Origin of the sequence: Caulobacter sp. Root343 (assembly GCF_001425745.1) — a bacterium.
GTDB lineage: Bacteria > Pseudomonadota > Alphaproteobacteria > Caulobacterales > Caulobacteraceae > Caulobacter.
On the sequence record NZ_LMDF01000005.1, the window covers coordinates 559,085 to 576,880 of the forward strand.

Below are 17,796 nucleotides of genomic sequence, written 5' to 3' on the forward strand. Positions count from 1 at the left end.
CCGGATCAACCGCGACCAAGCGGCGACCGGCGAGAACGCGCGATCTAGAAGGCGCCGCGCAGGGAGACCGTCACGGCGCGACCGTCGTAATCGTTGGCGCGCGGAACCTGCTCGATGTTCTGGTATTGAGTGCGCCGGGCGTTGGTCAGATTGTAAACGTCGACGGCGAGGTTCAGCCACCCGTTGGCGGCGAAGGCGATCGAAGAGTCGACCTGCCCCCGCGCCTTGACCCGGCTTGTCCCGCCCGTGAACGTGTTCAGCCCCGAGAGGATGTACTCGTCCCGATAGTTGTAGACGACGCGCACGCCCAGGCGCTTGGTCTCATAGTAGCCGATGACGTTGTAGCTACCCGCTGACACGCCCGGCAGGATGGCTGGCGATCCATCTGGATTGCGGCCGTCGATCCGGGTCCGGGAATAGTTGACGACGCCGCCGAAGTTCTTCCAGAAGCCGGGCAGGAAATCCAGGTTCTGCTGCAGGCTGAACTCCAGCCCCGTCACGCGCAGCGGCCGCACCTGGTTGAAGGCGCCCGACGCGGTGATCACCGCGCGTTGTCCGTTGACTAGAATATCGCTGAGGCACTGGTCGCCGCTGATCGTCAGTCGCCCCAGCCCGAAGGCGGCGGCGTCGGCTGGGCAGAGTTTCTCCAGCCGGTTTTCGATCGTCGCGAGATTGCGGATATTCTTGCGGTAGAGGTCGAGCGACACCATCCCGCCCGAGCGGTTGTACCACTCCAGGGACACGTCGTGGGACACGGCGGTGAACGGCTTCAAGTCATAGCCGCCATAGACGATGTTGAAGCCCTGGTCGGTGGCGGTCACCGAGCTGGCGGGACTGAGGTTGCGCGGCTGCGGCCGGACAAAAGTCTTATAGGACGCCAGCCGCAGGACGACGGTGTCGCTGAGATCGGCCGCGACCAGCAGGGACGGCAGCCACTCGCCGTAGTCGCTCTCGAAGCGGGCCGGGTCGTAGCGGATGTCGCCTGACAGCGCGGTGCTGCGGTTGAGCGTGACGATGGTCTGCTGGGTGTGCTCGTACCGCAGGCCCACGTTTCCTCGGACGGGAACACCAAGGGCGCGGCGGTCGAAACGGCCCTGGACGTACAGCGCGCTGGTCAGGCCGGACACCCGGAAATTGTTCGCCGAATAGGACTCGTTGGACGGATCGTTGACCCAGCCGGTCTGGGTGAGGGTGTCGCCCGGCTGAAGGCTGACGGGTTGCAGGCGCGCGACGGCGTAGTCGTAGTCGATGCTGGTGAACGGGTTGAGATAGCCCTTGGCGGCTCCGCCGAAGAAGTCGGCGGCATAGGCGCTGCTCTTGAGGAAACTGGCGTCGATGTTGTCGGTGCGTATGCCCTTGGCGCTGGCGCGGTAGCCGCGCGAGACGAACCGGGTGCGCTCGAGCCTCGCGCCGCCGGAGACGGCCTCGAACAGGCCGCCCGGCGAGGCTTGGTCGAGATCCAGCTGCGCCGCGTCGATCGCGTTGCGCGTATAGCCGGCCGTCCCGGCGACGATCAGCTGGTCGCCCAGGCTGTTCTGCTGGAAGGCGGGATTGGCCGCGGCCAGCCAGGTCCAAGGACCCGGCGTGACCTGCGGGACCGACCGCGGCGACAGGGTCAGGACGTAGTTTCGGATGTCGCCGCCGCCCGAAAAGAAGGTTCCCGACGTGCCGTTGCCACCGGACTTGGAGACGTTGCGCCAATCGATCTGGGTCTGGGTGTAGTCGTAGGCGCCGCGCGAACTGACCAGTGATCCGGTGGCGGTCCAGGGCCCGTCCGACCACAGGGCGCGGCCGCTCAGGCTCCAGGCCTCCTGAACGATCGGCTCCGATCGGTAGGAGGTGTTGATCTGGGCGTTGGAAAAGGTCAAGGCGTCGACATAGGCCATGCCGTCCGACAGTCGACTCACGGGACTGGTCGGCGCGACGATGGTCGTCATCGGTCGCATGTCGACCTCGTTCATCTCGGTGAAGTTCTTCGCCAGGTCGCGGCGCGTGAAGAACCCGTCGAGGCTGAGCTTGAGGGTCGCCGAGGGGGCGAACTCGACACCGGCGGCGGCCGTGAGCAGCGTGCCTTTGTTCAGCTTGACCACCTGGCGGACGTCCGACGGGAACAGCACGCCGGTGCGCGCCAGCCGCCCCGTGCCCATGGCGCTGCAGGCTTCCGCGCGGGCGCAGGTCCCGTCCGGCGCCGGCGGAGCGAAATAGTCCGCGTAGAGGGCCGCGAACCCCGGCGAGAGGTCGTTCAGCGGCGTGTACTGGTTGAAGTTGATCGAATCCCGCCGAAACCGCTCCTGCTTGAAGGCCACGACGCCGAATGCCGCCAGGTTGGAGCGAAAGTGATGGGCGGCGGACAGGGTCACGGCGGGCGCGCCCAGCTCGCCCAGGCTGTCCTTCTCGTAGGAGAGCTTGTAGGCCGCGCCGTCCCGGCGGCTGAGCGCTGGCTGAATCTTCAGGTCGATGTTGCCGCTCAAGCCGCCGGACTGGTCCGAGGCGGACGGGGACTTGTTGATGGTGATCGCCGAGAAGATGTCGGAGTTGAACGCGCCCAGCGGCGTCGAGGAATCCAGCATAGGCTCGGCGAACGCCTGGCCGTTGATGGTCGTCCGCGCGAACGTGCCGGGCAGCCCGCGCAGGTTGATCGTCGCGTTGCGGGAGTCGGCTTCGCGGTTGATCTGAACGCCCGTGATGCGCTGGATCGCCTCGCCGACATTGAGATCGGGAAACCGCCCGAGACCGTCCGACGAAATGGAATCCGTGATCCCCGGAGCGGCGCGCTTCATGCGGATGGCGTCGGCGTAGCTCTGGCGGAAGCCCGTGACGACGACGCTCGTCACGATCGTCGGCTCTTCGGCGGCCGCGATGGGCTGTTCGGGCTTCGGCGGCGCGGCCTTGACGATCAAGACCGTCCCGTTCGGGCGAGGCTGGGCCTCCAGTCCCGTGCCTTGCAGCAGGATCCGTAGCGCCGCGTCGGTCTCGAACGCTCCCGTCAGGGCCCGGGTGGAGACGCCCTTGAGGTCGGCGCCGTTGGCCAGGACCTGGAGGCCCGACTGGCGGAAGAAGGCCTGCAGGGTGTCGACCGCCGGCCCCGCGGCGATGTCGAAACGCTTCGGGCGGGCCTGGGTCGGCGCGGAGGTCGTGGTCTGGGCCTGGGCGTGACCGGAGGCCAGCAGGAGGCAGGTCGCGATCACCAGCGACAGCCTCTCACCTCCCCGACCGCGACTGGTCGCCCCCATCCAGCGCTCACCCCTTCGTTCCGGCTTCTTCGACCGCTAGGCGATCGCGAGCCTTTCTGGCCCTTGGACTAGCTGCGGTCCGAGGGCATGTTCGCGGAGCCTCTTCCGCCGATCGTGAGGTGGTCGCCCACCCTGGCCACGGGGACGCCCAGCAGGGCCTGGACCGCATCGACGAACTGCTCCGGCTGGTCGGCGCGATACTGTCCGACCAGGCGGTGCGATCCCAGCGCCGGATCGGCGATGACGATCTTCAGCCTGTTGTAGCGATTGAACTCCAGCGCGGCCTCGGCCAGCGTCTGGTTGTTCAGGATGATGTCGCCTTCACGCCAGGCGAGCTGGCGCTCGATCTCCTGGGGCGCGGCGCGCACCGAGATCGGCTCGGCGCGATAGGGCACGAAGGCCTGCTCGCCGGCCGAGATGCGCCGGGCGCCGCCCGTCCCGCCAGCGTTCCACGCCTCGACCACGCCCTCGGTCACCAGGACGTCGGCCCCCGTCGTCCGCCGCCGGACGCTGAACGCCGTCCCGACGGCCCTGACGGAGACCTCGCCGGCCTCGACGACGAACGGCCTCTCGGGGTTCTTGGCGACTTCGAACAGGGCTTCGCCGCTGACGAGGACGACGCGGCGCAGCTTCGGCGTCATGCTCACCTCGAGGTGGCTGTCGCTGTTCAAGCTGGCGATCGTCCGGTCCTCGAGCGGAACTTTGCGGACTTCGCCAAGGGTCGTCCTCAGGGTCGCGCCGCCGGTCAGGCGCGGGCCCAGCACCACCGCGACCAGGCCCGCCGCCGCGCTGGTCGCAACGCCGGCGGCCAGGAGCGCGCGACGAGATGGCCGATGGACGGCGCGCGCCTTGGCGCTTCTCCGGGTGGCCTCGGGCCGCAGGTCGGCCTGGACGGTGGCCTTGTCGAGGCTGCGCCAGATCGCCTGGGCCCGCAGATAGGCGCCCTGCTGTCGCGAGCCGGTGTCGTACCAGGCCTCGAACGCAAGTTGAGAGGCCGCGTCGAGCGGGCCCGACGCCTGCCGCACGACCCAGTCCGAGGCTTCTTCGTCGATCGTCGACATCAGCGGCCGCTTCGCGCCGGGACGCTCGCGCCACCCGCTTGGCGCCGAGCGTCCTGGTGGCTGGAAACGCTCACCCGCGCGACCGTGTCGGAGATGATGTGCATGCCACGCATGGTCTCCTTCTCGACGACATTCTCGCTCAGGCCAAGCTGCTGCGCGGTTTCAGCCTGGGACAGGCCGTAGACCTTGCGCATCTGAAAGACCTCCCGGCATCGTTCCGGCAGCTTGGCGATCACGCCCAGAACCCACTTCAGTTCGGCTCGCGCCATCGCCACGCGCTCGGGCGACGGGGCGCCGTCGAAGACCGCCAGTTCGTCCAGGCTCTGCGCCGCTTCGATATTGACCACCCGCTTGCGGCGAAGGTGGTCGATGACGAGGTTGCGGGCCATCTGGAAGACGTAGTTCCGTGGATCGTCGATGTGATCGACCGACCGCATCTTGAGGAAGCGATAGTATATTTCCTGCACGAGGTCGTCGACTTCGTGCGCGGTTCCGCAGATGTGCCGGAGCTTCTGACGCAGATCCGCCTCGAACGGCACCACGTGCGAGCTGACCCAGGCGACGATCTCCGGATCAGCGCCGCGCATGGTGTGTCCCAAGACGTCCAGCATCCATGTTCGTCCCTCCCGAGGCCCTGCCCTATTCCAAGGGCTTGAGGGCCGTGTGACGTCCCGGCGGGGCCGGCGGCCGACATGGCGTCGGCCTAAACAACCTATGCGTTCCATTATTTGGAACGGAAAGTCATATATTGACATCATCTTTAAGGCGGGCGGAGTCGTCAATCGAATAGCGCGCCGGGCAGGTAAAACGCCCCGGAAGATCTCTGGCGCGCGAGCCTTCAACGTGCCTGGGACCGCAGGGTCATGAACAGCAGGGTGGTCGGGTCCGGGATGTCCGCGGCCGGCAGGTCCCGATGCGGCGGCCGGGCGTTCCAGACCAGGGCGTAGATCTCGCCATGGTCGCCCTCGACGTTGACGATATTGACCTGCATATCGTCAGGCGTCTTGACTGTCTTCTTCAGCTGGTCGGCCAGCGAGAGAACGGGCCGCGCCTCGACCAGGGACAGGTCCGAAGAGCGCACGATGAAGTCGATCGACTGGCCAAGCCGGATCACCGGGACCTTCAGCAGCCCGCCGCCGATCGGCTGGGCGCCGCCGACAAAGATCTCGGACTTCAGCGACCCGCCGCCGGAAAAGTCCCAGCGGTAGTTCGTCCACTGGCTGATCTGGGCCCGTTCCCAGCCCGTCTTCGAGGCCTTGCCCAGGTAGCGCGCCAGGTAGATCTGCGTGTTCCCGGCGGAATCGAACTTGTGATAGGTGATCGTCGGCCGCCCCTGCTCGTCGAAACCCAGCAGCGTGTTGTTGTTGATCATGCCGCCCCGCTCGGGGACGGGATCGACGATCTCGGCGTCCTTCAGCTTGATCGGCAGCGGCAGCGGCGTCCCGTCCGCCTTGAACCAGTGGATCAGGTCCGGGCTCTTGGCGTAGCTGAGATCGTGGTTCGTCTCGGCCATCGGCGTCTCGCGCCACACCCAGGCGATGTGGAACCAGTTGTCCGGCCCGATCACCGGACCCATGAAATAGGCGTTGCGCTGGCCCTCTCCGTCGACGAGCGGCGCGGCCGTGAGGCGCGCCCATTTCCCCGTCTCGGCGTCGAGCACGTCGTAGATTTCGTCGCCATTGCCGCTGGAGCCGTTGCGGTATTTGAAGATCAGGCGGCCGGCCCGATCGCGCAGAAAGATCGGATAGGTCGCCGCCCGCTCCAGCGCCTCGTCGACCAGCACGGGAACGCGCTTGAGGGTGCGCACCGCCCCCGAGGTATCCGAGACGAACATGGTCATCGGGCTGGAATGCATGTTGGCCGCCACGTGCAGGCGACCGGCCGGGTCCTCGGCGATGGCGATGTAGTTGTGGCTGTCCCAGTCGTTCCAGGTGTCCAGCTTCTGGTAGGTCCACCCGCCGCCGGTCTTGCGCCGACGCGCCACGGTCAGCTGGCGATTGGCGTCGTAGTAGCCGATCACGATGTCGGTCTTGGTCGTCACCAGGGCGAATCGGACGCTGTGTCCCGACCAGACCCGGTCGATCGCCTCGGTGGAGACGACCTCGGCGCTCATGGTCGGCGAGGCCCCGGGCGACGGGGTGAAGGTCTGGGCGTTCACCCCGCCACACCAGAGCGCAGAAACGACAAGCAAGCTCGATATGAAACGATTCATCGCGAAGGGACGTCCTGATCTGGTGGCGCGAGCCGGCAAGAGCGGTGGTGAGGCAAAAAATCGCCAGGCGGGCGGGACGACCCGCCTGGCGCAGTTAGCCTAGAACGAGCCGCGCAGGGTCAAGGTGTAGGTCCTGCCGTCGTAGTCGTTGGCGCGCGGCATGGTCTCGACATTCTGGTACTGGGTGCGGCGCTGGTCGGTCATGTTGTAGGCGTCGAACGACAGCGAGAAGCGATCGTTGAGCGTGTAGGACAGCGACGCGTCCAGCTGCCCGCGCGCCTTCACGCGGCTGGCCCCGCCGGTGAAGGTGTTGCCGCCGGCCAGGATGTACTCGTCGCGATAGTTGTAGACGATGCGCGCGCCGTACTTCGCGGTCTCGTAGAAGCCGATGAGGTTGAAGGCGTTCTTCGAGACGCCGGGCAGGATCGCCTTGGTCCCGTCGGCATAGGTCCCCGAGATCTTGGCGTACGAGTAGTTGAACACGCCGCCGAAGTTTTTCCAGAAGCCGGGCAGGAAATCGAAGTTCTGCTGGATGCTGATCTCGACGCCGTCGACCTTGATCGGCTTGTCCTGGTTGTAGTTGCCGCTGATCTGGACGACGGCGGGCTGGCCGTTGACCAGGATGTCGCTCTGGCAGGTCGTGCCGTTCAGCGACAGATGACCCAGGCCATAGGCGGTCGCGTCGGCCGGGCACAGGCGGCTGAGACGGTTCTCGGCGATCACCAAGTCGTTGATCGTCTTGTGATAGACGTCGACCGACACCAGGCTGTTGGCGCGATTGTACCACTCCAGCGAAATGTCGTGTGAGATGGCCGTGTAGGGCTTCAGGTCATAGCCGCCATAGGCCAGCTGGAAGCCATTGCCCGTCTTGGTCAGCGAGGTCGTCGGGCTGAGGTTGCGCGGCTGGGGCCGGACGAAGGTCTTGTACGAGGCTCCGCGCAGCACCAGCGTGTCGGTCAGATCCGCCGCCAGCATGATCGACGGCAGCAGGTTGTCGTACTTCTGCTGGTAGATCGTCGGCGTGTAGGTGACGTTGCCGGCCGCGTCGAACGTCTTGTTCAGAGCGTTGATCGTCTGGTCGGTGGACTCGTAGCGCGCGCCGAAATTGCCGCGCACGCGGACGCCGAGCACCTCGGTGTCGACCTTGCCCATCAGATAGGCCGAGGTGATGTCGTTCTTGACCGAGAAATTGAACGCCGAATACGAGCCGTTGGTCGGGTCGTTGATCCAGCCCGATGGCGTGACCAGGTCGCCCGCCGTGGTCGTCACCGGCTGCAGGCGCGAGACCGCGCGGGCGTAGTCGATGCTGTACCAGTTGCGCGCATAGGCGCCGCCCGAGCCGCCGAAGAAATCATCGGCGTAGGGGCTGAGCTTCAGGAAGCTGCTGTCGACGTTCTGGCCCTGGACGCCCTTGGCGCTGGTCCGGTAGCCCCGCGACCTGAACTCGGCGCGTTCGGCCCTCAGGCCGGCGACGATGCTGCTCAGCGGGCCGTTCTCGATGTACCGCTCGATGTCGCCCTGGGCCGAGTTGAGCTCGTTGGTCAGATAGCCCAGGCTGCCGGCCACGATCAGCTGGTCGCCGGCGGCGTTCTGCGCCGTGGGGCTGTTGCCAGCGCCTTGCCAGACATAGGGGCCCGCCGTGACCGTCGGCGCGCCGCTCGGGTTGAGCGACATCAGGTATTTGCCGATATCGCCGTTGCCGGAGAAGAAGCTGCCCGACACGCCGTTACCGGCGGCCTTGGCCAGGTTGCGGACGTCGATCTGGGTCTGGACCAGGTTGTTCGAGGCCTTGGACGTCACCAGCGTACCGGTCAGGCGCCAGTCGTCGGTGCGGTACTCGGCGTTGGCGCTGACGTCCCAGGTCTTCTGGATGGTCGGCTCGGACCGGAAGGAGCGGTTCACCTGGGCGTTCGAATAGTCGAAGGCGTTGATGTAGTTGAAGCCGTCCGCCAGCGTGAACACCGACCCAGCCGGATTGACGGCCGTCGTCGTCGGGCGCGCATCCACCTCCAGCAGGTCGGTGTAGTTCTTGTCGAGGTTTCGCCGCGTGTAGAAGCCGCTCAGCCCGACCTTCAGCGCCTCGTTGACGCGGTATTCGAGGCCTGCGGCGGCGGTCCACAGGTCGCCTTCGTTGTATTTGACGATCTGGCGATTGTCGGAGGGGAACAGTACGCCGTTGGTGGCCTTGGCGCCCGTGCCCCACGGACGGCATTGCTGGCCCGAAGGACAGGCCGCGCCGCCCGCTGGCGTCGGCGCGTAGTAGGCGGCGAGATTGGCGTTCGGCGTCGCGAGCGCGTTCAGCTGGGTATATTGGACGAAGTTGATGGAATCCCGGCGGAACTTCTCCTTCTTGTAGGCGACCACGCCGAAGACGGCCAAGTCCGAGGTGATGTGCTTGTTGTAGCCCAGCGTCATGGCGGGGCTGTTGAGATTGCCCAGCTCGTTGGCTTCGTAGGCTAGCTTGATCGTGCCGCCGTCCCGACGCCCGAGGGCCGGGGCGATCTGCAGGTCGATGATCCCGCTCATGCCGCCCGACTGGTCGGCCGCCGACGGCGACTTGATGATCGAGATGGCCGAGAAGATGTCGGAATTGAACGCCCCCAGCGGCGTGGACGAGTCCAGGATCGGCTCGGCGAACGCCTGGCCGTTGATGGTCGTGCGGGCGTAGGTGCCGGGCAGGCCGCGAAGATTGATCGTGGCGTTGCGGGACTCGGCCTCGCGGTTGATCTGGATGCCCGGCAGGCGCTGGATGGCCTCGCCGACATTAAGATCGGGGAAGCGGCCCAGGCCGTCGGACGAGATGGAGTCGGTGATGCCGGCGCTGTCGCGCTTCATCCGCACCGCGTCGGCGTAGCTCTTCTTGAAGCCCGTCACGACGACTTCGGTCACCGTCTCGGAGTCTTTCGCGGCGCTGGCGCCCGCCGTGGCCTGCGCATGGGCCGAAGCCGACAGCGCGATGAAGCTCGTCGACGCGAGCATGAGCGTCCACGTCGTCCGACCGATCTTGAGAGTCATCTGGTTCGTTTCCTCGGATTGCCGTTCAGCATTGTTGTTCGCTGGAGCAAGCCAGGACCCGCCCCCCGACACCGAGACGAGCGGCCAGATTTTTTCCGCCGAGTTTTTTGAAATGGCGGTTCGAGGCGCCAGACGTGCTGGATCCGAAAGACCGTATGGCTGGCCGCGGATCGCCCACCGATGGTCCCGCGCGCCTTGGTCTGGCCCAGGTTTCTCCTAAGTCTGATCCGTGGAGGGCGCATGGACTCACCAACACCACACCTGATCCTGGCCCACGAGGGTCCGGTCCCGCTCGATATCCTCGAAGCCTTTCAGGCGGCCGTGGCGGTCGATGGCCTGAAGTTCCGCCGCGAGGCGCGAATGGGGGAACGCGCGTCGGGGTCGATGACGCTCCTGGCGTTCAGCGGGGTCGGTCTTTTCCTGACCAAGGCCTATTTCCACGACCCGCTCGGGGCGTTGGGTCCGGCCCATGCTCCGGTGCTCGACTCCGCCCTTCGCGAGCTTGGTCGAAGGTTGATGGCGTTGCCGTTCCGGCGCCCGACGGCGCGAGATCCAGTCGAGGTCGCGGACCGGTATTCTCCCGTCCTTTCGGTATGGACGGAGCGCGACGCCGATAGCCGCTTCAAGATGCTGATCCCGGTCGATCCGTCGCCCGCCAGCCTGGACGCCGCGCTCAGCACGTATCTCACCTTCGCCCAGGCCTATCACACCGGCGCGCTCGAGCCCGAGGACCTGGAGATCCTGGCGGGCGTGCGACCGCTCGCCGGCGTCGCGCTCCTGGCTTACGACGACGCCAGCGGCACCATTCAGCCCGTCGATCCTTTCGAAGGACGGGGTGTCGTGGCGCGGTGATCGGACGGCGACGCCGCGTCGACATCGAGGCGGCCCGCTGCTTGAACAGGCTTTTTCAACGCCAGCGCGCGAACGCCGCCAGGACGATCGTCACCGTAATCGCCCCGCCGATGCGGGTGGCGATCTGGGCGAAGGGCATCAGCTGCATGCGGTTGGCCGCGGTCAGTATGGCCACGTCGCCCGTGCCGCCCTGCCCCGAGTGCGTGGCGTTCACGATCGCCGCCTCGATCGGATGGAGGCCTACCCAGCGCGAGGTGACGAAACCGGTGGCGATCAGCGAGACCACCGTGACAAAGATCGTCACGAGGGTCGGCAGGTTGAAAGCCTCGATCAGCTTCTCCCATGGCGTCTTGGCCACCCCGATCGCGAACAGCAGCGGATAGGTCACGCAGGTCGAGAAGAAGCGGTAGTTGGCGTAGGCCGCCTGCTCCAGGGCCGGCGGCGCCAGGCGGGCCAGCTTGATGACCACCGCCAGGCCCAGCATGACCACTGGTCCCGGCCAGTGGAACAGCGACTGGGTCAGGCCGCCCAGCAGATAGAGCACCGCCACCATCAGAAGGGCGGCGCCGAGGGTCTGCGGCGACGAGGCGCCGCCGACCGACGCATGGGCGGCCGGGGACACGGTCTCCTCGCCCGGCTGCAGCCGCCCCTCGCCGGTCAGCTTGGGAAAGCGACGGCCCAGGAAGTTCAAACCACCCGCCAGGACGATGGCGCTGAGACTGCCCAGCATGACCGGCGGCAACACCTCGGCGAAAGCCTCGCCCTGGGGCTGGCCCGAGAAGTGGGCGTAGCCGATCGACAGCGGGATCGCCCCCTCTCCCACGCCGCCGGCCATGATCGGCGCGACGACCTTGAACAGGGTGTGCTTGAAGCCCAGGCCCAGCGCCACGCCGGTCGAGCAGCCGACCGCGAAGGCGACGATCGAGCCCAGGATCAGCGGGATGAAGGTCTTGCCGAAGCCCGTGATCAGCGACCTGCGGTCCATGCCCAGGATGCTGCCGACCACGATCGAGGCGATGAACAGATAGAGGAAGTTCGAGCTTTCGGTGAAGTCCGAGATCGACGTGACCAGCACCTTGGGCAGCAGGCCGGCATATTCCAGGTAGGACGGGGCGAAGGTCGCGAAGATCGCCGCGAAACCCAGGCGATTGAGGATCGGGATCCGCTTGCCGATCTCGGCGCAGACGAAGCCGCCGGTGATCAGGAAGGCGATGTTGGCCAGGATGTCGGACGGGGCCTTGCCCATGGCGACATAGGCGCTGGCCAGTCCCAAGACGATCAGCAGCAGCGGCAGCGGCGCCACGCCCAATCGCGTCTCCATCAGCCTCCACCAGCGGGTAAGGATCGGCCCGGGCGGGTCGGCGAGGTGGGGTTCGGCCGACGGGGTCATGCGCGCCTCGGGATGATTGGCAGCACCACGTGCGAAGGCCGCGCGGCGTCGAGGTGGAGGGTGTTGCGGGCTACCTCGCGGGTCAGCCCCACGCCTTCCGGCGCGCCGGTGTTGGGATTGACGTCGAACTTGGGGAAGTTGCTGGACGACACGTCCAACCGGATCCGGTGGCCCTTCTTGAACAGGTTCGAGGTCGGGAACGCCTCGACCTTGATCCGGTAGACCTGGCCAAGCGTCATCAGCTCGGGCTTTTCCCAGCTGTCTCGATAGCGGCAGCGCAGGATCCCGTCGGTCAGGTTCAGGGCGTAGCCGGCGGGATAGTCCTCGCTGGGCGGATAGAGGTCGATCAGCTTGACGACGAAATCGGTGTCGACCGCGTCCGACGAGACCCACAGCTCGGCGGTGATCGCCCCCGTGATCTCGACGTCGTCCTTCAACGGCTCGGTCTGGAAGACCAGCACGTCCGGCCGGGCCTCCAGCGGCAGAAAGGGTTCGCGGGCGCCATAGACGTCCGCCGTCTCGCGTTGGTCGAAGCCGCCGCCCCGCATCAGCGGCTCGCCCGAGGTGACCGCGCCGCCGATCGTCGGGACGGGATCGGACGGGTCGAAGTCATAGCTTAGCGACGCCGCGTCGGCGGTCGGCTGGTCGGTCCGCAGGCCGCCATCGGCGCCCAGATAGAAGGCCGTCTCGCGCCGGTCCGGGATCGGCCAGGCCGTCTCGCTGCGCCAAGCGCCGCCGTGGTTCAAACGCTCCTCGGCGGTCTTGCGGCCATCGCCGCCGCCCATGACGAACAGGCGCACCGACGGCTCGGCGGCCTTGGCCGGCAAGCCCTTCAGGTGGCGATCGAACCAGGTCAGCCGCTGGGTGAAGAAGTCGGCGCCGCCGTCGGCGTCGATCGTCGAGGCCGGACCGAACTCGACATCGCCCGCGTGCGAGGTCGAGCGCCCGCCGTGGGTCCAGGGCCCCATGATCAGCCGCTGGACACGGCCGGCTCCGTTCAGCCCCGCGAAATTGTCCGTGGCCGTGCGCGAATAGGGATCGTACCAGCCCGACATGTGGACGAGGTCGACCTTCGGGAAGGTCGCGTAGTAGCCCTCGGCATAGATTCCGGCCTGCTTCCAGAACCCGTCGAAGTTTCCGTGCTCCCACTGCTCGTAGACATAGGCCTCGTAGTCCGGCTGCAGGCTGATCGGCGTATGGCCCCGCTTCCAGGGCATGCTGGCGAACCAGGCCTTGAGGTCGACGGTCTTCAGCGCGGCCAGCAGGCGCGGATCGTTCTGCGCCGCCCGGCTCTCCAGGCCGAGATTGTAGGCCCAGGTCACCTGCTTCAGCTCGAACGCCCCGCCCTGCCGGATGCCGCCCTGATAGGCGTTGGAGAAGCCGCCGCAATCCAGGAACATGGCCTTCAGGCCCGGCGCGTTCAGACAGCCCAGCGCCATCTGGGTATGGGCGGCGTAGGACAGGCCCATCGTCCCGATCCGGCCGTCGCTCCACGGCTGGCGGACGACCCAGGCGCAGGTGTCGTAGCCGTCCGCGCCCTCGCTCAGATACTTGATGAACTCGCCCTCGGAGTCGTAGCGCCCCCGGCAGTCCTGGAAGATCACCACATAGCCCCGCGAGACATAGACCCGGGCCACGTCGGCGCGGCTCCGGGGCGTCTTGTCGGTGGCGGTGATGTCGCGGAAACTCGCGACGTTCCGGCCATAGGGCGTGCGCTCCATGATCACCGGGAAGCGGCCGGCCACGGCCTTGCCGTTGCGCGCGGGCCGGTAGATGTCGGTCGCCAGCCGCACGCCGTCGCGCGTCTTCACGCCGACATCGCTCTCCAGCACCATGTCGAAAGGCTCTTCGGGGGTCGGCGCGGCCAGCGCGCCGGCCGAGCCGAACAGCCCGAGAAGGGCCGCCGCGCCCCCGAAGGCGCGGCGGGTGATCGGCGAGGTCGCCATGGACGCGAACTCCGACCGACTAGAACGACTTGCCGAAGCGGACGTAATAGTACCGCCCCATGACGTCGTAGGTGTAGATGTCGAAGTTGATCGGCGCGTTGGCGTAGGACAGTGGCGGCGAGGTGTCGAAGAGGTTGTTGACGCCCACCGTCACATGGGTTCGCACCGTCTCGAACGCCTTCTCCAGCTGCAGGTCCTGGTAGGTCACCGTCTTGACGCGGTCGCCCTTGATCGGCGTCGTCGGCAGGGCTGGCGCGGCGCCGTCCTTGGTCGAGCCGATATAGCGGCCGCGCCACGTCACCGCCCAGTCGTCGTTCGACCAGCGCAGCGAGGCCAGGCCCTTCCAGCGCGGATAGGTGGCGCGGGCCGTGGCCGGGGTGGTGCCGCCGGTCGAGGTCCCGACGGCGTGGGTGATCAGCGGCGCGCCGCCGGCCGGGTTCGGCGAGGTGACGTCGAACTTCTGCAGGCGCGTGCCCGAGACCGAGGCGTCCCAGATCCCGAAGTCCGTGGCGCGGTGATAGCGCACCGCTACGTCGTAACCGGCCGTCTTGATCTGGTTGAGGTTCATGAACGACGAGCTGAAGTTCAGCACCTGGCCCGTCGTCGCATCGCGGGTCAGGGCGCCGCAGAAGTCCCCGGCCTGGACCGCGCACAGCTGCAGGGCGTTGGCCACCGACGGCGTCGAGATCGCGTTCTTGATGGTGATCTCGTAGCCGTCCAGCGTCAGGCTCAGCCCCGGCGCGAAGGCTGGCTGCAGGGCCACGCCGTAGCTCCAGGTCTCGGCCGTTTCGGGATCGAGCTTGCCGTTGCCGGAGACCGTCAGCGGCAGCAGGCCGCCGTTGTACGAGCTCTGGTTATAGGTCGACGGCACGCCCGCGCAGCCGGGGAGATTGGGGTGCGCCGCCGCGCCGCCGTTGCAGGGGTCGGTATTGCTGCCCGCGAGGTTGGACTGACGCGAGCCGGTGTAGAGCTCGATCAGCGAGGGCGCGCGGAAGCCTTGCGACCACGTGCCCCGGAAGAGGACGCCGTCGATCGGGCGATAGCCGACGCCGACCTTGGAGGTCAGCTTGGAGCCGGCCGTGTCGTAGTCCGAATAGCGGGTGGCGACGTCCAGCTCGAGCTTCTTGACCAGCGGCAGGTCGGCCAGGATCGGCGCGGTGAACTCCAGGAACGCTTCCTTGACGTTGTACGAGCCGTTGGCGGTCGGCGTGCGCATCACGTTGCTGGTGGTGGCCGTGGTCGAGGGCAGCGGCAGGGCGCCGGTCCCGGTCGAGACGGTGTTCACATAGGCGTCGGGATGGTCCTCGCCGACGTTCTTGCGCCACTCGAAGCCGAACGCCACGGCCAGCGGCCCGCCCGGCAGCCGCATCAGCTCACCGTTCACGTCGAAAGTCAGGTCGTAGAGCTTGGTGAGGTTGGTCTCACGCGCCGTGGAATTGATGTAGGCGGCCTGCTGCGGCGTCATCTGGCCGAAGATGTTGATCGGGATGCAGCCCGCCTGCGCGGCGCAGACCGACGGGGCCGACAGGCCCAGCGCCAGGTGCTCCAGGTCGATGCCGCCCGGCGAGGAGAACTTCATCTGGTTCTGCGAGGCCGAGCCGAACAGCGACCAGTTCCAGTTGCGCGACAAGAGGTCGGCGTCGCCGGCCAGCTCGCCCGACACGCGGTAGGTGTCGACCTGCTGGTTGCTGATCCGATTGCCGACCTGAGGCGTGAAGATCTGGATGTTCCAGGCCTGGTTGGCCGCGAAGCCCGCGCCGAACGGGTTATAGGGCTGGTTGGCCGCGATCGAGAAGCCGCGATAGGTGCCCGCCGTGCCGCCGATCGACAGATTGGTCGGCGAGAACACCTGTTGGCTGCTGCGGCGGTTCCACATCACGTCCATGGTCAGCTTGACGTGATCGGTCAGGTCCTGATCGACGCGCGCGAAGATGCCGTAACGCTCGCTGGGGCCGACGGCGTAAACGCCCTGGGCCATGGTGTTGTAATAGTCGTCCGGCAGGGCGGCGCGGTGATAGCTGCCGACGCCCGTGGCGACCGTCACCCCGACATTCTGGGTCAGCGGCGCGGCGGTCGTGGAGAAGCCCGGCAGGATATAGAGGCCGCGTGGGCTGGACGGGGCGGCGCTGAGGTTGTTCGGCCCGGCGGTCAGAGACACTCGGGTGAGGTCGCGATCCTTGGTCTCGACCGGATCCTCGTTGACGTAGCTCAGCGACACGAAGACCGAGCCACGCTCGAACTTCTTGCCCCAGTTGGTCTGCAGGCTGAACGACTCGCCGTCGCCGCGCGAGGACACGCCGTATTTGCTCTCGACCTGGAAGCCGTCGAGGTTGCGTTTGGTCTTCAGGTTCACGACCCCGGCGATGGCGTCGGCGCCGTAGATGGCCGAGGCGCCGTCCTGCAGAACCTCCATGCTGCCGACCATGCCGATCGGCACGGTGTTGAGGTCGACGAAGTCGCGGATGCCGCGCGCGCCGACGCCGTCCACCCAGCGGTGGCCATCCACCAGCACCAGGGTGCGGTCGGCCGCGCCGTCGGTGTTGGCCAGGTAGCGCAGGCTGATCGAGCTGCCGCCGTACGAGGTGCCCTGGGTGCCGTTCGAATTGTAGCTGACGCCGGCGCTGGGCAGCTTCTGCAGCAGTTCGCCGACCGAGGCGACGGCCGCTCGCTGCAGGTCCTCCTCGGTGATGCTGGTCAGCTGACCGACCGAGTCGGCGTCGCGGCGGCGGGTCTTCGAACCCGTGACGATCACGGCGTCGAGCGTGGTGGCCTCGGCGGCCGGCCCGGCTGGAGCGGTCTGCGCCATGGCCTCGCCCGCGCCGAACACGAGGGCCAGAACCGAAACGCTCACGAAAGCAGACGAAATTCTGTTCACCGGAGATCCCCCTCCTACCGGCGATTCCGCCGGCATTGTTGCGCGGCTCCCCGCCGCTTGACCGGAGGCTAGGGTCGGTTACCTGTCACCAGACTGTCGCGAACACGACGGTAGTCGTCGATGTGGTTGGGGCCGAGGGCGTCGCGCCAGTCGGCGACCAGCCGCCGCCGCCGCATCTGGTCGAGATTGGCCAGCAGGGACGGGCCCACCTCGATCGGCCGCGCCGAGGCCGCCGGCGCCTTCCCCACGCCGCCCGGCACGTCGGTGCGCACGGGCGTCAGGTTGCGCTCGGCCAGCAGCCTTTGGCCTTTCACCGAGAGCAGGAAGTCCAGGAACAGCTTCGCGGCGTTGGGCCGGCGGGCGCTGGCCGAGATGAAGGCGATCCGCGACATCACGAGGGTGTAGTCTTCGGGAAAGATCAGGCCGAGGTTCGGGTCCTCGCCCAGGCGCTCCAACGCGTAGGAGCCGATGACGTTGTAGCCCAGCACGATCTGCTGAGCGGTGACCGCCTCCAGCAGCGTGAACGTGGATTCGTAGAGGTGCGGCGTGGTCTTTCCGATCGCCCGCGTCAGGGCCAGCGTGTCGGCCGAGGCGAGACGATCCTGGGAATAGTAGAGGAAGCCCACCCCCGACCGGCCGGTGTCGAACAGGCCCACCGAGCCTTTCAGGTCGCCCGCCTCGAGCATCTGGCGCAAGGCCGCGTGGCTTCGGGGCGCCTTGTCGTCGGGCAGCCGGCGACGGTCGTAGACGAAGACGATCGGCTCGGCCGTCACGCCGAAGCCCTGGCTTTTCCAGATTGTCCACGGCGGCAGCATGGCGCGGGCCGGAGTGTCGAATGTTTGGGCGTAGCCGTCGTTGATCAGCTTGATCTGCAGGTCCATCGCCGAGCTCCAGACCAGGTCCGCGCTGGGTTGGCCGGCCCGGCGTTCGGCCAGGTAGCGCTGATAGAGCTCGGCCGAGTTCTGCCGCTGGAAGTCGACGCGCACCTTCGGATGGTCGGCGTGAAAGGCGTCCAGCACCGGACCGATCTCCGTGTCGCCGGTGTTGGCATAGACGGTCAGCCCCCCTTCCCGCTCAGCGGCGCGGAGGCGCGCGGCGCGCTCCAGGCCGCTCAGGATCGGGATGTCGGTCCGCCCGCAGCCAGTCAGCAGAGCGGCCGCCGGGGCGAGGAGAAGCTGTCGTCGAAGCATGGCCGCCCTGTTCACTTCGAAC

Annotated in this window: 10 protein-coding genes; 1 reads left to right on the plus strand and 9 read right to left on the minus strand. The window is 67.2% G+C overall.

Annotated features, from left to right (window positions below; all coding sequences use genetic code 11):
* Positions 1 to 44: 44 nt before the first annotated feature.
* From ASC70_RS06640 to ASC70_RS06660, 5 genes are all read right to left on the minus strand, one after another.
* Entirely contained in the window at positions 45 to 3,188 is a 3,144-nt protein-coding gene (locus tag ASC70_RS06640; RefSeq protein WP_056047825.1) for a TonB-dependent receptor, read from the minus strand.
* A gap of 113 nt (positions 3,189 to 3,301) precedes the next feature.
* The gene (locus tag ASC70_RS06645; protein WP_056047828.1) at positions 3,302 to 4,294 is read right to left on the minus strand and encodes a FecR domain-containing protein; all 993 of its coding nucleotides are present in this window, start codon (positions 4,292 to 4,294) and stop codon (positions 3,302 to 3,304) included.
* Positions 4,294 to 4,905 carry an RNA polymerase sigma factor gene (locus ASC70_RS06650; RefSeq protein ID WP_200939240.1) on the minus strand — a complete coding sequence of 204 codons (612 nt, stop codon included), beginning with the start codon at positions 4,903 to 4,905 and terminating at the stop codon, positions 4,294 to 4,296. Before ASC70_RS06650 ends, ASC70_RS06645 begins: the two co-directional genes overlap by 1 nt.
* 227 nt (positions 4,906 to 5,132) lie before the next feature.
* On the minus strand, positions 5,133 to 6,452 hold the full coding sequence (locus tag ASC70_RS06655) for a BNR repeat-containing protein (protein WP_056047830.1): 1,320 nt from the start codon (positions 6,450 to 6,452) through the stop codon (positions 5,133 to 5,135).
* Between the two features lie 153 nt (positions 6,453 to 6,605).
* Positions 6,606 to 9,521 (minus strand): TonB-dependent receptor, encoded by a 2,916-nt coding sequence (locus ASC70_RS06660; protein ID WP_056047833.1) that lies wholly within the window; start codon positions 9,519 to 9,521, stop codon positions 6,606 to 6,608.
* 180 nt (positions 9,522 to 9,701) lie between these two features.
* Here ASC70_RS06660 and ASC70_RS06665 point away from each other — a divergent pair, with 180 nt between their 5' ends.
* On the plus strand, positions 9,702 to 10,373 hold the full coding sequence (locus ASC70_RS06665; RefSeq protein WP_156396144.1) for a hypothetical protein: 672 nt from the start codon (positions 9,702 to 9,704) through the stop codon (positions 10,371 to 10,373).
* A gap of 55 nt (positions 10,374 to 10,428) precedes the next feature.
* Here ASC70_RS06665 and ASC70_RS06670 read toward each other — a convergent pair whose 3' ends face one another.
* The 4 genes from ASC70_RS06670 to ASC70_RS06685 form a co-directional block, all read right to left on the minus strand.
* Positions 10,429 to 11,763 (minus strand): 2-hydroxycarboxylate transporter family protein, encoded by a 1,335-nt coding sequence (locus ASC70_RS06670; protein WP_200940380.1) that lies wholly within the window; start codon positions 11,761 to 11,763, stop codon positions 10,429 to 10,431.
* Positions 11,760 to 13,709 carry a CocE/NonD family hydrolase gene (locus tag ASC70_RS06675; protein WP_056047839.1) on the minus strand — a complete coding sequence of 650 codons (1,950 nt, stop codon included), beginning with the start codon at positions 13,707 to 13,709 and terminating at the stop codon, positions 11,760 to 11,762. Before ASC70_RS06675 ends, ASC70_RS06670 begins: the two co-directional genes overlap by 4 nt.
* A gap of 19 nt (positions 13,710 to 13,728) precedes the next feature.
* Complete coding sequence (locus ASC70_RS06680; RefSeq protein ID WP_235519280.1) at positions 13,729 to 16,560, minus strand: TonB-dependent receptor domain-containing protein; 2,832 nt, start codon at positions 16,558 to 16,560, stop codon at positions 13,729 to 13,731.
* A gap of 92 nt (positions 16,561 to 16,652) precedes the next feature.
* A complete protein-coding gene (locus tag ASC70_RS06685) occupies positions 16,653 to 17,774 on the minus strand; it encodes an ABC transporter substrate-binding protein (protein WP_082539838.1) in 1,122 nt (373 codons plus the stop codon).
* Positions 17,775 to 17,796 lie beyond the last annotated feature (22 nt).